General features: G+C 72.6%; 8 protein-coding genes. 2 read left to right on the top strand and 6 right to left on the bottom strand.

Annotation, left to right across the window (positions count from 1 at the left end; all coding sequences use genetic code 11):
* Genes AB0L65_RS17150 through AB0L65_RS17135 form a run of 4 tightly spaced genes read right to left on the bottom strand, consistent with a single transcriptional unit; the run spans window position 1 to window position 6,444 of the window.
* Window positions 1–1,143 (bottom strand): acyl-CoA dehydrogenase family protein, encoded by a 1,143-nt coding sequence (locus AB0L65_RS17150; RefSeq protein ID WP_364246017.1) that lies wholly within the window; start codon window positions 1,141–1,143, stop codon window positions 1–3.
* Window positions 1,143–4,475, bottom strand: coding sequence for an amino acid adenylation domain-containing protein (locus AB0L65_RS17145; protein WP_364246015.1), 3,333 nt, complete (start codon window positions 4,473–4,475; stop codon window positions 1,143–1,145). Before AB0L65_RS17145 ends, AB0L65_RS17150 begins: the two co-directional genes overlap by 1 nt.
* The gene (locus AB0L65_RS17140; RefSeq protein WP_364246013.1) at window positions 4,472–5,464 is read right to left on the bottom strand and encodes a TauD/TfdA family dioxygenase; all 993 of its coding nucleotides are present in this window, start codon (window positions 5,462–5,464) and stop codon (window positions 4,472–4,474) included. Before AB0L65_RS17140 ends, AB0L65_RS17145 begins: the two co-directional genes overlap by 4 nt.
* Window positions 5,465–5,490: 26 nt before the next feature.
* A complete protein-coding gene (locus AB0L65_RS17135; RefSeq protein WP_364246011.1) occupies window positions 5,491–6,444 on the bottom strand; it encodes an ornithine carbamoyltransferase in 954 nt (317 codons plus the stop codon).
* A 214-nt stretch (window positions 6,445–6,658) separates the two neighbouring features.
* Between AB0L65_RS17135 and AB0L65_RS17130 the strand changes: the two genes are divergently transcribed.
* Window positions 6,659–9,973 (top strand): amino acid adenylation domain-containing protein, encoded by a 3,315-nt coding sequence (locus AB0L65_RS17130; protein WP_364246009.1) that lies wholly within the window; start codon window positions 6,659–6,661, stop codon window positions 9,971–9,973.
* 16 nt (window positions 9,974–9,989) lie between these two features.
* Here the strand turns inward: AB0L65_RS17130 and AB0L65_RS17125 are convergent, their stop codons facing one another.
* A complete protein-coding gene (locus AB0L65_RS17125) occupies window positions 9,990–11,201 on the bottom strand; it encodes a condensation domain-containing protein (protein WP_364246007.1) in 1,212 nt (403 codons plus the stop codon).
* A gap of 27 nt (window positions 11,202–11,228) precedes the next feature.
* Entirely contained in the window at window positions 11,229–12,599 is a 1,371-nt protein-coding gene (locus AB0L65_RS17120) for a condensation domain-containing protein (RefSeq protein ID WP_364246004.1), read from the bottom strand.
* Window positions 12,600–12,779: 180 nt separating this feature from the next.
* Here AB0L65_RS17120 and AB0L65_RS17115 point away from each other — a divergent pair, with 180 nt between their 5' ends.
* A complete protein-coding gene (locus AB0L65_RS17115) occupies window positions 12,780–15,077 on the top strand; it encodes a M20/M25/M40 family metallo-hydrolase (protein WP_364246002.1) in 2,298 nt (765 codons plus the stop codon).
* The last annotated feature ends 27 nt before the right edge of the window (window positions 15,078–15,104 follow it).

The raw sequence follows: 15,104 nt of genomic DNA, 5'->3' as shown, positions 1-15,104 counted from the left end.
TCAGTTCCCTTCGACCGCTGCGAATGCCGTGCTCGCCACCAGTTCGAGCATGATCTGGGAAGTTCCGGCCGACAGCGTCAGCCCGGGGGCCTCCCGGTAGGCCGCCTCCAGCACGGTGGCCTGCTCGTCGGCCAGGGCGCGGAGCGTGTAGCCAAGCCCGTGCACCTCCGCGGCCCACAGCGCCACTTCCTGCGCCGTCTCACTGGTGTGGTACTTCGCCGCCGCCGCCGCGGCCGGATCGACCTCTCCGTGGTCCAGGCGGTCGACGATCTGCCAGGCCATCAACCGGCCCGCGTCCACGGCCGCGCCGTACCGGCCGACCTGCTCCAGAAACCGGTCATCGGCGGCGTCCGGCTCGATGCCGGCCAGCGCGGCCCGGTACCACCGCTCGGCCTTGAGCGAGTAGTCGAGCCCGGTCCGCTCGATCGCCAGGCACCGGGTGAGCAGGGACCAGCCCTCCCCTTCGGTGCCGAGCACGGACTCGGGGCCGAGCCGCACCCGGTCGAATTCCACGTGGTCGAACTGCTCGTCGGCGATGCTCCCGATGTGCGAGCGGCGCACGCCCTGCGCGTCCAGGTCGACGAGGAACAGGCTGATCCCGTCGTACTTGCTGGGGCCCCGGCCGGTACGGGCGGCGCACAGGCCGATGTCGCTCATGGCGCTCTTCAGCCCGTACACCTTCACGCCGGACAGTAGATATCCCTTGCCGTCGCGTGTCGCGGCGGTGATCAACCCGGCCAGATCGGACCCCACCTCGGGCTCGGTGTAGAGCACCGTGGCGAACCGCTCGCCGCGGGCCATCGCGGGCAGGAGCCGAGCCTTCTGCTCGGGGGAGCCCGCCTGGAGCAGGAACAGGCCGACGATCTGGATGCTGAGCACGTGCAGCATGTCAGGCACACCGCCGTGGACCAGTTCCTCGATCACGGCCGCGGCCTCGGCATGGCTGGCGCCACGCCCGCCGTACTCCTCGGGCCAGCTGACCGCCAGCAGGCCGCGGCGGCCCAGGGCCCAGTACAGCGGGCGGACGTCGGGTTCCCGCTCGCCGCGCAACGCGTCCAGCGCCGCGCGCACCTCGGGCTCGCCCAGCGCGGCGCGCACCTCGCCGCGCAACTCCTGCTCGCGACTCGTACGACCGAAGTCCATCAGCCGATCCCCTCCCCGGTACGGTCGTCCATGATCCGCTCCACCTCTTCCTCGGACATCGCCTCGATCACGGCCAGAAGATCGTCGTCGGCGGACGGGGCCCGCTGGGCGTCCACCACGGTGGCCAAGCCCCGGATCGTCGGGTCGTGGAAGAAGTCCGCCACCGTGATCTGCACGCCGAACCGCCGGCGGATCCCCGAGATGAGCTGCGCCGCCTGCAGGCTGCTGCCGCCGGACTCGAAGAAGTTCGCGGTGGCGTCCACCACGTCCGCGCGCAGAACGGGGCCCACCAGTTCCTCGGCGAGGATCCGCTCCGTCTCGGTGGCCGGCGGCTCCGCCCCGGCACCGCCTTCCCGCAGGCCGGTGTCCGGCGGGGGCAGCGCCGAGGTGTCCACCTTGCCGCTGCTCGTCAGCGGCAGCTCGGTCAGGACGACGACGTACTGCGGCACCATCGCGGCGGGGAGCTTCTCGGCCACCGCGGCCCGCAGCGCCGCCTCGATTCCCGGGGCGCCAGACACGCACGCCACGTACGCCACCAGATGGCGCTGACCGTGCGCGTCGCTCCACGGGATCACCTGGGCCTGCCGCACCTCGGAATGGGCGGCGAGCACCGCCTCGATCTCGCCGGGCTCGATGCGCACGCCGCGGATCTTGATCTGCCGGTCCACCCGGCCGAGGAAGACGATCGCGCCGTCCCTGCGCCGCTTGACCAGGTCACCGGTGCGGTAGAGCCGCCCGCCGGGAGCCGTGCCGAACGGGTCGGGCACGAACTTCTCCCGGGTGAGCTCCGGCCGGTTCAGGTATCCGTCGGCGAGTCCCTCGCCGCCGATGACCAGCTCGCCCGGCACCCCGTACGGCACCAGCCGCAGATCGTCGTCCAGCACGTGAGCCACGTGGTTGGCCATCGGCAGCCCGATCGGGGGCGAGCCGTCCCACTCGCCCTCGCACTCCTGCACGATCATGGTCACGGTGCATTCGGTGGGGCCGTAGCCGTTGAAGAAGCGCGAGACCTTGTTCCACCGGTTGACCAGGTCGCCGGGGAACGCCTCGCCGCCCGCGAAGGAGATGCGCAACCGGTCCAGTCGCGCGGGGTCCAGGAGCGCCATCACGGCGGGCGGCAGGTCGATGACCGTGATCCCCGCCTCCTCCAGCAGGTCCTGTAGGCGGTCGAGGTCCAGGCGTTCGGCCTCCAGCGCCACGTGCAGCCGCGCCCCGGCGAGCAGGGCGGCGAACATCTCGAAGACCGACACGTCGAAGGTGTGGGCGGCGTAGCCGAGGACGCTGTCGTCGGGGGTCAGATCGAACAGCTCGCGGACCGAGGCGACGAAGTTGACGACGCTACGGTGCCGGATCCGCACGCCCTTCGGCGTGCCCGCGCTGCCGGAGGTGTACAGGACGTACGCGAGATCTTGCGGGCCGGACAGCGGCGGCGAGTCGCCGTCCGCACGGGCGGCCAGATCGTCGGCGAGGTCGTCCAAGACGAGTTCGACCGGGCCGCCGAACGGCAGGCCGGGATGAGCCGACCGGGTGACGACCGCGCACGGCTCCGCGTCGGCCAGCAGCTTGGCGATGCGGTCGGCGGGCGCCTCGGGGTCGATCGGGACGAAGGCGGCGCCCGACTTGAGCACGGCCAAGGCGGCGACCGGGTAGTCCAGACCGCGCGGCAGGCACAGGGCGACCAGCCGGCCAGGGCCCGCACCGTGCTCGCGGAGCAGCGCGGCCAGGCGGTCGGCGGCGGCGTTCAGCTCGCCATAGGTCAGCCGGTCATCGCCGGCGACGACGGCCACCGCACCGGGCGTCTTCGCCGCGCGCGCGGCGAAGACCTCATGGACGGTGGCGTCCTCGACCGAGCGGACGGGCCCGTTCCACCGTTCAAGCAGCTCCACCTGCTCCTGGCCTGCGGGGATGTCGACCTCGGCAGCCCGCCGGTCGGGGTCCGCAACCAGCGCGGCGAGCAGCTCGCAGTAGTGGCCGACCATGGAGTCCACGGTGGCCTGGTCGAACAGGTCGGTGCTGTACTCCACGTTCAGCGAGGACTCGTCACCAGCCTCCGTGAGCTGCCAGGTCATGTCGAACTTGGTGGTGTTGGTGTCGGGCTCCTCGAACTCGACCCGCAGCCCTTCCAGCTCCATCGTCCGGGCCTGGTCGGGCATCAGGAAGGCGACCTGCACCAGCGGGGAACGCGAAGGGTCGCGGATCGGGGCGACCTCCTGCACGACCCGCTCGAACGGCAGGTCCACGCGGGCGAAGGAGTCCCGCAGGACGGCGTCGGTGCGGCGCACCAGCTCACGGAAGGTCGGCGCGCCACCGGCGTCGACGCGCAACGCCAGCATGTTCACGAAGAATCCGATGAGGGGCTGCAGCTCCAGCCGGCCACGTACGCTCGTCGAGCACCCGATGAGCAGGTCGTCCTGGCGGGCGTAACGGCGCAGCAGTTCGGCGAAGGCGGCGACGTAGACGGGATAGAGCGTCACCCCCATCTCGCGCGCCAGCCGGTGCGCGCCCTCGATCAACCGGCCTTCCACTGGATTCAGCGCGTTCGCGCCGCGGTAGCTGAACTCGGTCGGCCGCGGTCGGTCCGTGGGCAGTTCGAGCACCGGCGCGTCGCGCAGCCGCTCGCGCCAGAAGCGCAGCAGGTCGTCCAGGCGAGCCCCGGAGAGCCATTCGCGCTGCCAGATGGCGAAGTCAGCGAACTGCACGGGCAGATCGGGCAGATCGGGCGCGCGGCCCTGCCGGTGCGCGGCATACAGCTCGACGATCTCGGCCAGGAACACCTGGGCCGACACCGCGTCGAAGACGACGTGATGGACGACGAAGACGAACAGGTGCTCCTCCGGAGCGACCCGCAACAGCTCGGCCCGCCACAGCGGCCCGTCGCCGAGATCGAACGGCCGCTGAGCCGCCCGCTCGGCCAGCTCGCGGGCCCGCTCATGCACCTCGCGCCCGTCGACGCCGGTGACCGGGACGACCGGCAGCCGCACGGGCACCTCGGAGGCGATCACCTGCACCGGGCCCTCCGCCGAGTCCCGCAGGGACGTGCGCAGCGTCTCGTGGCGGGCCACAACCTCGGCCAGCGCCGCCTCCAGCGCCGCAGCGTCGAGCGGGCCGCTCAGCCACATGCCGAAGACGAGGTTGTACGCAGGCACGCCGGGGGTCAGCCGGTCCAAGAACCACAGCAGGTTCTGCGAGTACGACAGAGGGGCCGTGAGTCCGCGCCGCCGCCGGACCGGGCGGTCGGGCACGGTGCCATCGCCGCTGGTGCGCAGCAGGTCCAGGAATCGCATCCGACGGTCGAGTGGCACGCGCGCCAGGCGGCTCTTCAGGTCGGTCATCTCGCCGCTCCCTTCACCGCAGCGGACACGCCCGGCCGGTGGGCCTCGGCCATGGCCACGGCGATCTGCCGCGGCCCGGTGAACGGCTCACGACCGTGTGCGGCCAGCATGTTGTCCACCACCAGCACGTCGTCCTGGCACCAGTCGAAACGCACGGAGGCGGCCCGATAGCACTCGCGCAGGTGCGCCACCACGTCGTCGTCGATCCGGCCGCCGTCGCCGTAGTAGGTGTTGGCCGGCAGATCCTCCTCGTCCACCAGCGCGAGCAGCCCCTCGCGCACATCTGCGGGCAGCGTGGTGTGGTGGAAGAAGGTGATGTGGTTGAACCAGACGCTCTCACCGGTCTCGTGGTGGGTGTGCACGGCCCGCCGGACGGCGGTAGTGCGCAGCCGGCCCTCCGACCATTCGCAGGTCAGGCCGTGGTTCCGGCAGTGCCGCTCGACCTCTGCGCGGTCCTCGGTGCCGAAGACGTACCTCCAGTCCACGCCGAACCCGTCGTGGAAGTTGCGCACGACCGACCAGCCGCGCCGGTCGAGCTCCTCCCGCACTTGCGGATCGACGGCGGCCAGCACGCGGCGAACGTCCGCGAGCGGCGTGGCGCCGAGGGTCTCCGGGGGCCGCCGGCAGAAGAAGTAGAGGGTGCGCGGCCAGGAGTCCTGGTAGGAGTTCTCGTTGTGCAGGAAGATCTCCTGATCGGGCGGGTAGTCCGTGGAGGTGTAGACGCGGTCCTCGATGACGCTGCGCGGCGAGGAGCGCTCGGAGTAGGCCAGCGGCTCGCCGGACAGCGCGCACACCACCTCGTTGAAGCCTCCGACGTCTCCGCCGCCCGCGCCCACGGCGAACCCCCGAAACAACAATGCCCCGTCCCGGTGGAGCCGGCGGCGCAGTTCCGGGCGGCGCGCGGCGACCAGCTCCGCGAGTGGCTCTCCCTCGGCCCCGGCCTCCATGACGTGTGGCAGAGCCCGTTCATCGGGCAGGCTCGCGACCATGGTCGACGTCCCCCTTCGTCCGTCCTTCATTTGGCGAGCGGCTCTTCGCCGAGGGCACCGAAGCACCACTCGAGGACCGCCATCGCACTGTGCATCTTGTTCTCGGCCTGGCGGAGGGCGATGCTGCGCGGGCCGTCGAGCACCTCCGCCGTGACCTCCTCCCCCCGGTGCGCGGGAAGGTCGTGCATGAACACGGAGTCCGGGCTCCGCTCCCACATTGCGCCGGTGACCTGGAACGGGGCGAACGTGCGCCGCCAGTTGGCGTCGGGCTTGACCGACCCCGTCGTCTGCCACCGGGTGGTGTAGATGACGTCGCACCCCGGCGGCAGGTCGTCCAGGTCGTGCCGCTCGGCCAGCGTCGCGCCGCAGCGCTTGGCGTGCGTCAGAGCGCGTTCCCACACGCCGGGGTCCACCCCGTATCCGGGAGGCGTACGGAATTCCAGCATGACATCCGGGTATCTCGCGAGCGCGAGCGCCAACGCGGCCGCGGTGTTGTTGCCCTCCCCCACGTACAGCAGCCGCAGCCCCGAGATCCGCGCGAAGTGCTGACGCAAGGTGGCCAGATCGGCGAGCGCCTGCGTCGGGTGTTCGTCCGAGGTCATGGCGTTGATCACGGACATGGTCCGCTGGCCGGTCCACTCACGCAGTTCGGCCGGGTCGGCGGCGGTGCGGACCACGATCGCGTCCAGCATCCTGGACAGCACGTCACCGGTGTCCTGCCAGGACTCGCCGGTGTTGGTCTGCAGGTCGCCGGGTCCGAGGGTGATCACCTGTGCCCCCAGGCGCAGCGCGGCGCCGGAGAAGGCCACCCGCGTGCGGGTGGAGGTTTTGCGGAAGTACGTTCCGACGACCTTGTCGCGGAGTGGACGCTCCGCGCCCAGTCCCGACACGGCCAGGTGGGTGCCGCGCTGGACGATCGCGTGCAGGGCGGCGTCAGGCAGATCGTCGAGCGAGAGCAGATGCCGAGCAACACTTTCCACGGCTTCATCCTCAAAGTCGGCAGGGAGGGTCGGCCTTCACGAGCATTGGGACTGAGGTTCTGACTTCGGTGGCCGTGAGCCTAGGCGAGGCCCCGCCGCCTGAGGCGTCGGGAATCTCCCCGACTGCCCTGATCCGCCGGTCCGGTGCCAGCCTGCGATCAAACTCTGGCAGGCCTAGTGCTGCTTTTCGCCCCATGGGAACGGATACCTCGACATGCGCAGCGAGCACCTTTCCACCGACCAGCGCAAGCTTCTGGACCGGCTGCTGGGAGAGCGTCCGGCGGCCGCCGGGCTGCCTCCCATCACGCCCTCCGGAGCCTCCCGCGATCGCCTGCCTCTCTCGTTCGCCCAGCAGCGCATCTGGTTCTTCGATCAGCTGGAGCCCGGCTCGCCGCTGTACAACATGGCGGGCGGCGCCCGGTTGCGCGGAGCGGTGGACGTCGAGGTGCTGCGGCGCTCCCTTTCCGAGGTGGTCCGGCGGCACGAGATCCTCCGCACGTCCTTCCACCAGGACGACGGCGTGCCCTGGGCGAGTGTCAGGGAGGAGGCCGAGGTAGAGCTGCCCGTCATAGACCTGTCAGGGATGCCGCCGGCCGACCGTGCGGCGGCGGTGGCCGAGTACCGACGCGCGGAAGCCAACCGGCCCTTCGGCCTCGACCGTGACGTGCTGCTGCACGCGCTCCTGCTGCGTGTCGCGGCCGACGAGCACCTTCTCCTGGTCGGCCTGCACCACATCGCAGCCGACGGCTGGTCGCTGGGCATCCTGTTCGGAGAGCTCGCCGAGCTGTACCGCGCCTACAGCGCCGGTGCCGCCTCGCCCTTGCCCGAGCCCGCCCTGCAGTACGCCGACCTCACCGACTGGCAGCAGCGCCACCTGGCCGGGCCGGTGCTACGGGAGCACGTTGACCACTGGGTGGCGAAGCTGGCGGACGCGCCGCTGGTCGAGCTGCCCACCGACCGGACGGCGGCGCAGGACTCCTTCGACGGGGCGACCCTGGACTTCGAGCTGCCGGCCGGCCTGGTCTCCGCGCTGCGCGCGCTCGGCGGCGCGGAGCGAGCGACACCGTACATGGTGCTGCTGGCGGGATTCGCCACTTTGCTGCACCGCTGGAGCGGTCAAGACGACCTCGTGGTCGGCGCGTCGGTCGCCTGCCGGAACCGTCCGGAGGTGGCCGACCTCGTCGGCTGCCTGGTCAACATGCTGCCGCTGCGGGTGGACGCCGCCGACCGCCCGACCTTCCGCCGGCTGCTGCGCCGGGTGCGGCAGACCTGCCTGGACGGGTATGCCCACCAGGACGCGCCGTTCGAGCAGGTCGTCGAGGAACTTCAGCCGGACAGGAAGGCGACCCGCACGCCCCTGGTGCGGCACTCGCTCGTGGTGCACGACGCGCCGAGTCTCAGCGTCGAGCTGCCGGGATTGTCGATCGAGGTCATGCCGGTGTTCACCGACACCGCGAAATTCGACTTGAAGCTGGAGCTCGCGCCCGACGGGGCGGGCGGGATGGTCGGCACCGCCGAGTACGCGGTGGCGCTGTTCGACCCGCCCACTGTGGCGCGCCTGGTGGAGTCCCTGCACACGCTGCTGGAGGATGCCGCCGCCGACCCCGACCGGCCGATCGACAGCCTGCGTCTGTTCGGCGTGGCCGAACGGGACCGGCTGCTGCGTGCCGGCCACGGCCGCGCCGCGCAGGACGCCGCCTGCCTGCACGAGCTGGTCGAGCGCGCCGCCGACGCCACGCCGGACGTGGTCGCCGTGGTGGACGAGGAGGAACGGCTGACCTACCGCCAGTTGGACCATCGAGCCAACGCGGTGGCCTGGCTGCTGCGTGACATGGGCGTGCGGGCCGAGAACCGCGTGGCGGTGTGCCTGAACCGCTCGGCCGAGCTGGTGGCCGCGTCGCTCGGCGTGTTGAAGGCCGGCGCCGCGATCGTGCCTCTGGACCCGGCCTACCCGAAGGCCCGGCTCGATTTCATGATCGCCGACTGCGGGGCGCGGGTCGTGCTCACCCGGTCGGGCCTGTTGCCGGTCGAGGGCGCGGGTGCCGGCGACGGCCCGCAGGTAGTCCTGCTCGACGAGGTCGCCGACGGGGTGGCCGCGTCCCGTACCGACCGCCCACGCCTGCTCGCGGACCCGCGGCAGGCCATGTACGTGATCTACACCTCCGGCTCCACCGGCACTCCCAAGGGCGTGGTCGTCGAGCATCGCGCGCTGGTGAACCGGCTACGCGAGATGCGGGACGGATACGGGTTCGGCGCGGACGACGTCGCGCTCTGCAAGACGCCCCTCGGCTTCGACGTATCCATCGGGGAGTGGACGCTGCCCCTGGTGAACGGCGCCCGGGTCGTCATGGCGTCCGCCCAGGACGGGCACCTCGACCCCGCCTACCTGCTGCGGCTGGTGCGGAAGGAGGGCTGCACGACGATCAACGTCGTGCCATCGCTGCTCGGCGCGTTGCTGGACGAGCGGGACGTGGCCGACTGCGCCACGACACTGCGCCGGGTGCTGTCCGGAGGCGAGGAGCTGCCCCGCGAGCTGGCGGCCCGCTGCCACCGGACGCTCCCGGCGGTGGACCTGTTCAACCTGTACGGCCCCACCGAGGCGGCCATCGACGCGACCACCTGGCCGGTCGCGGACACCGGACCGGACGGCGCGAAGGTGCCCATCGGTCGGCCGGTCTCGGGGGCCCGGTTGTACGTGCTGGACGCGAACCTCGAACCGACGCCCGTGGGCGTGCCCGGCGAGTTGTACATCGGCGGCCTGCCGGTGGCACGTGGCTACCACGACCGGCCGGCGCTCACCGCGGCACGTTTCGTGCCCGACCCCTTCAGCGCGGGCGGCCGACTGTACCGCACCGGCGACCGGGTGCGCTGGCGCGACGGCGACGTGCTGGAGTTCCTCGGGCGGCTGGACCACCAGGTGAAGCTGCGCGGGCAGCGGATCGAGCCGGGCGAGATCGAGGCCGCGCTGCGGGAGCACCCGCGGGTGGCGCGAGCCGTGGTCACGACCTACGCGGGGGCGGACGACGGCGCGCTGCTCGTCGGCTACGTCAGCCTCGCGCCGCGAACGGGGGAGCCGGAGGCCGGGCTCGCCAAGGAGATCACGGCCATGCTGGAGAAGCGGTTGCCCGCGCACATGGTGCCGTCGACCATCGTGATCGTGGACGAATGGCCGGTCGGCCCGAGCGGCAAGCTCGATCGGGCCGCGCTGCCCGCGCCGCAGGCGACCGCCACCGCGGGCGGGGCGCCGCGCACGGAGACCGAGCGCAAGGTGCTGTCCATCTGGCGGGAGATCCTGCAGTCCGACGCCGTCGGGGTGCACGACGACTTCTTCGCCTTCGGCGGGCACTCCCTGCTGGCCGCGCGGCTGGCGGCCCGGATGCGCGCGGAGTTCGGCGCCGGTCTGCCGCTGAACGTACTGCTGCGCGAGCCGACGGTGGCCGCGGTCGCGGCGTACCTGGACGCGGCCGGCCCGGCCGGCCCCGCGCCGGCGCCGATCCCGAAGATCGAGCGCCGCCCCCCGACGGGCTGAGGGCCGTCACCCGCCTTCAGCCGTCGTGGACCGTCTCCCCGGCGGCCAGGAGGTGGTCCAGGATCTCGGGCAGCCGTTTGAGCACGGCGGGGCCGGGCAGGTGGCCGCGGTCGTACGCCAGCCGCAGCCGCAGGCTTCCGCCCGGTTCCACTCCCGCGATGAGATGCACCTCGTCCGGCGGGTACGACTCCAGCATGGACACGCGGCCACGCCGGCCGAGCAGTTCGGCGGGGGTGAAGTCGTAATAGTTGAAGGTGAAGCGCACTCCGCCCGACGGCAGCAGCATGCGTTGCCGCTGCACCGACAGGTAGGCGCGGCGGCCGAGCGCGCGGCGGTAGCCTCTGACACGGCCGAGCAACCCTGCCGGCTCCGCCGTGTCGGGGTCGAAGACGTACGGCAGCACGTGGAAGAAGCAGCCCATCAGGTGCCGCGAGCGGGCGTCGCGCCCGCCCAGCAGGGTGTACACCGGGAACGGCCCGGCGGGCGCGCACACGCACGCGATCGCGGCGGCGTAGGCGGCCAGCAGCGCCGACGGCACCGAGACACCGAGTTCGGCGCACCGGACGGCCATCGCGCCGAGGCGGCCCGCCGGCAGGACCAGGTCCTCCGTCTCGGCGCCGCCTTCTCCCTCCTCCGCCCGCACGGCGACCAGGCCGGCGCCGACGGACTTCCAGTGGGCGAGCGTGTCCGGCTCGTCGAACCGTGCGGCGATCCCGGCGGCCAGGTCGAGGAAGCCGGGAGAGGCCGGGTCATTCGCCGGAGCGCCGCGGTAGGCGGCGCACACCCGGTCCAGGAACACCCGCCCTGAGGAGCCGTCGAGCAGCAGGTGGGGCGCGGCCAGGACCGCGGTGACCCCGTCGCCGCCTCGGCACAGGAACGTGCTCACCAGCGGCGGCTCCGCCAGGTCGTACGACCGCAGCACACGTTCGGCGACGAACCGGGTGAAGGCGGTCTCGGGGCTCCCCGTGAGCTCCACGACCTCGAACGGCGGCGAGCCGGCCGCGGCCGTCGTCGTGTGTCGCACCTCCGCGCCCGAGACGCGGAAAGAGGTCGCGGCGAGCGGTTCGGCGGCCCACACGTGTGCGACCGCGTCCGCCCACCGGCCGGTGTCGACGTCCGGCGGCAGCCGGCCCGTCATCCCCAGGCTGTAGTTGGTGTCGCGGGGAAAGCGCAGGTGGTGCAGGAACAGGTCGCGCTGGGTCGGCGTCACCGGGTAGCCGTCGGTCACGTGTCCCTCCGTTCGATGCGAAACGCTTCAGGAGCCGGAGGCCGCGGCCGGCGAGGTCAGGGAGGGCAGTGGCAGCCGGCTGAGCGGGACGCCGCGATCCCGCCCCACGTGCGCCAGCACGTCGCAGAACGCGCCGCCCAGCGCCGCAACCGTCTCGGGGCGATACTTGGCGGGGTCACCCACCAGGTAGCCGTACAGCCCGCCGCCGGGATCCTCGGCCAGCTCGGCGAAGATGTCGAACCCCCCGGTGATCGGCGGCTCCTCGACGAGCTCTACTGCGGCGCCCGGGATCTGGTCGAAGGACGGCGTCCACTGGGTACGCAGCGAGATCATGACCGGTGACAGTGGCACACCGCGCCGGCTGCGGTCCGGCTCCACGGCCGCGACGATCTTGTCGAACGGCACGTCCTGGTGGTCGTACGCCTCAAAGCAGCCGTCCCTGGCCCGCCGGACGAGGGCGCGGAAGTCCGGATCGCCCGAGGCGTCCACCCGCAAGGGCAGGGTGCCGGCGAACAGGCCCACGGTCGCGTCCAGTTCGGGCCGGGGCCGGCCAGCCACTGGCGTGCAGACGACGATGTCGTCCTGGCCCGTCCACCGGACGAGCGCGGCTGCCAGCGCGCTGAGCACCACGACGAACAGCGTGGCCCGCTCCTCCCTGGCCAGGCGGCCCAGCGCCGCGGTCCGATCCGGCGTCAGCCTGATCGGATGGGCGGCGGATGCCCCGCAGCTCTCCGGCGGGTCGGGCGGCAGCCGCAGGACGGGGGCGCCGGCCAGCCTGTCGCGCCAGTAGTCCAGTTGCCGCTCCATGACCCCGGAGCCGAGCCACTCGCGCTGCCAGGCCGCGAAGTCCGCGTACTGGAGGTCCGGCTCCGGCAGGTCGGGCACGCCACCGCCGACCAGCTCCCGGTATATCGCGCCGAGTTCGTCCAGCAGGATGGACATCGACCACCCATCGGCCGCGACATGGTGCGCCACCAGCGTCAGCACGTGGTCGTCGGGCCCGAGCCGGGCCAGCGCGGCCCTGATCAGCGGACCCCGTGCCAGGTCGAAGGGCCGGTCGGAGAACTCCGTCACCCAGGCGGACACGGCGGCGCCGCTCGCCCGGCCGTCGGCGGCCGGCTCGCCGGGGAGTTCGACGATCGGCAGATCCACGGCCTCGGCCGAGCACACGATCTGGTTCAGCACGCCGCTCGGCTCCAGGCGGAAGGTGGTCCGCAGCGACTCGTGCCGCTCCACCAGCAGGTTCGCGCCCGTGCGCAGCGCGGCGGCGTCGACCGGCCCGCGTATGCGCAGCGCAGCGCCGACGTGGTACGGCCTCTGCCCGCGCTGCACGTGATGGACCAGCCACATCCATTCCTGCCCATGTGACGCGGGCAGGACGTACAGGTCTTCGGCCATTCTGGAGGCTCGCTCTCGGTCGAAGGAGGTGTTCGGCGCGCGGACGATCCGCGTCGAGGATATCCAGCGGCCCGGTGCCGCAGAAGACGGGCGGGAGCAGGGGTTTTCCCCTACACGCGCGAAGTTCCGCGCCACCGTACGGTGGCCTGTGCACCTCCATCGCAACGAGCGGATGATGCCATGTCACCGACCATCGCGAGACGATCGTGGATCTTGTTCCTGCTGATCGTCCTGGGCATCGGATGCGCGGCTGCGGCGGCCGTGCCGCTGTCCCCGAAACCCGCTGGAGCTGGGGCCCCGGCCGGCGACTTCTCGGCCGCCCGCGCGCTGGCCCACCTTCCCGGCATCGCCGCGGCGCCGCACCCGGCGGGGTCGGCCGCCCAGGTGCGGGTGCGCGAATACCTCGTGGAGCGGCTGCGTGGGCTCGGCCTGTCGCCCACGGCCACGACGACGCGGGTCGCCCGTGCCTTCCCTGACCGCACGCACGTGGCCGGCGTGGTGTCCAACATCCACGCCGTCATCCCGGGACGCGCCCCCACGGGACGCGTCCTGCTCGTGGCGCACTACGACTCCGTGCCGATCGGCCCGGGCGCCTCGGACGACGGCGTCAACGTCGCCACCGTGCTGGAGGTGATCCGCGCGCTCAAGACCGGGCCCGCGCCGGCCAACGACGTGCACGTGCTCATCACCGACGCGGAGGAGCCGGGCTCGCTCGGTGCCCAGGCGTTCACCGGCTCCCCCACCCCCGGCGAGCCCGCCCGCACCGTGGTGCTCAACCTGGAGGCGCGCGGCACGACGGGGCCGGCGGTCATGTTCCAGACAGTGGGCGGGAACGGCGATCTGATGGCGGCCGTGCGCGCCGCAGGAGCGGCCGCCAGCTCGGTGTCGGACACCGTCTACCGGCTGCTGCCGAACGACACCGACCTCAGCGTCTTCGCCGAGGCGGGGTTCCGCGGCCTGAACTTCGCCTTCTTCGGCGGATCCGCGCATTATCACACCGCGCACGACGACATCGCCCACACGGATCCCGCGAGCGTGCAGGGCATGGGTACGGCCGCGCTCGGCGCGCTGCGCTCGCTGGCGTCGGTGGACCTGTCCCGGAGCAACGCGGCGGACGCCACGTACTTCACGCTCTTCGGGCTTCTGGTGCACTACCCGGACTGGCTGGTGCTCCCGCTCGGCGCCGCCGCCGTGGTGGCCTACGGGGTGCTGCTGTGGTTTTGCCGCCGCGACCTCCGGCTACGTCGCGTCCCGATGGCGGCCGCCGCGTTCACCCTGCCGCCGTTGGCGGCGATCGGGCTCGGCCTCGGCGTCTGGGAGGCCCTGACCGCGCTGCGCCCCGAGTACGCGAGCTTCGACGTGGGCGACACCTACCGTTCCGCGCTGTACGGCTGGGGCCTGGCCGCGCTGCTCGCTGCGGTGCTCGTGTGCTGGTACGGGCTGCTGCGGCGGTTCTGCTCGCCGCTGGAGATTTGGCTGGGAGTGCTCGGCTGGCTCGCGGTGCTCGGCCTGATCACCGCGATCGCCGTGCCCGGCGGCTCCTACCCGTTCGCGTTGCCGTGCCTGGCCGGATGCGCGGCGCTGGCCGCGGCCCGGAGGTGGGCCGCGGACACCTCACCCTGGCGCACGGCGGCGGCCGCGGTCGCCGCGATCCCGGTGACCGCGCTGCTGCTGCCGCTGGTCCTGCTGCTGTTCCCAGCCCTCGGCGTCGCGATGGCCGCCGTCCCGCTGGTGCTCGGCGTCTTCGTACTCGGCACCGCCCTGCCGTTGCTGGAGCCGGCGCGGGGACGGCGGGCCGTCCTGTCCGCAGGAACGGCCGCCGCCGTGCTGCTCGGCACCGTGCTGATCGGTACCGGGTTGTCCGTGGACCGCTACGACGCCGCGCACCCCCGCCCGTTGAGCATCGGCTACGCGTTCGACGCCGACGCCGGCCGCGCATACTGGCTCAGCGCCGCCCGGCACGCCGATCCCGCGGTCGCGGCGATGCTCTCAGGGACGCCCGTGAACCCGGCGAACCTGTTCCCCAACCTGCCCACGGGCCAGTACCTTTCCGGCGCCGCGCCCTCCGCGGGAGCGCCTCCGGCGCCGACCCTGGAGGTCCTCGGCTCCACGACGCGCGGAGCCGAGCGGGAGGTCCGGCTGCGGCTGCGCGGCGGCGCGGACCTGCACACCCTGTCGGTCTACGCCGACACGACCGCCCACGAGGTGATCTCCGCGACCGTGGACGGCGCCGCGCTCACCGGCGGGCGCAACCGCGTCTTCGCGACCGGCGTGTGGAAGTGGGGACTGGCGTACGTGGGGCTGCCCGCGCAAGGCACGGAGCTGGTGCTGCGGGTGCGCGGCGCCGGGCCGCTCCCGGTGCGGGTGGTGGCGCAACACGCGGGCGTGCCGGGCTTCCGGCCGCCCGCCGGCGCTGCCTTCTCCGCCTGGCCGTCGGTGTCCGGACAGAGCTTCACCACTCGCGTCTTCCGGGTCTGAACGGCCCCCGTGCGGGGAGGCGGCACC

This window comes from Nonomuraea sp. NPDC052116, from assembly GCF_040680035.1.
GTDB classification, from domain to species: domain Bacteria; phylum Actinomycetota; class Actinomycetes; order Streptosporangiales; family Streptosporangiaceae; genus Nonomuraea; species Nonomuraea angiospora_A.
The sequence above is the reverse complement of the archived record's forward strand: the minus strand, read 5'-3'. Positions and strand labels throughout refer to the sequence as shown.

Bases quoted from the DNA above. Each gene is read 5' to 3' on its own strand.
- AB0L65_RS17150 (WP_364246017.1), bottom strand. From the start codon at position 1,143: ATGGACTTCGGTCGTACGAGTCGCGAGCAGGAGTTGCGCGGCGAGGTG.
- AB0L65_RS17145 (WP_364246015.1), bottom strand. From the start codon at position 4,475: ATGACCGACCTGAAGAGCCGCCTGGCGCGCGTGCCACTCGACCGTCGG.
- AB0L65_RS17140 (WP_364246013.1), bottom strand. From the start codon at position 5,464: ATGGTCGCGAGCCTGCCCGATGAACGGGCTCTGCCACACGTCATGGAG.
- AB0L65_RS17130 (WP_364246009.1), top strand. From the start codon at position 6,659: ATGCGCAGCGAGCACCTTTCCACCGACCAGCGCAAGCTTCTGGACCGG.
- AB0L65_RS17120 (WP_364246004.1), bottom strand. From the start codon at position 12,599: ATGGCCGAAGACCTGTACGTCCTGCCCGCGTCACATGGGCAGGAATGG.
- AB0L65_RS17115 (WP_364246002.1), top strand. From the start codon at position 12,780: ATGTCACCGACCATCGCGAGACGATCGTGGATCTTGTTCCTGCTGATC.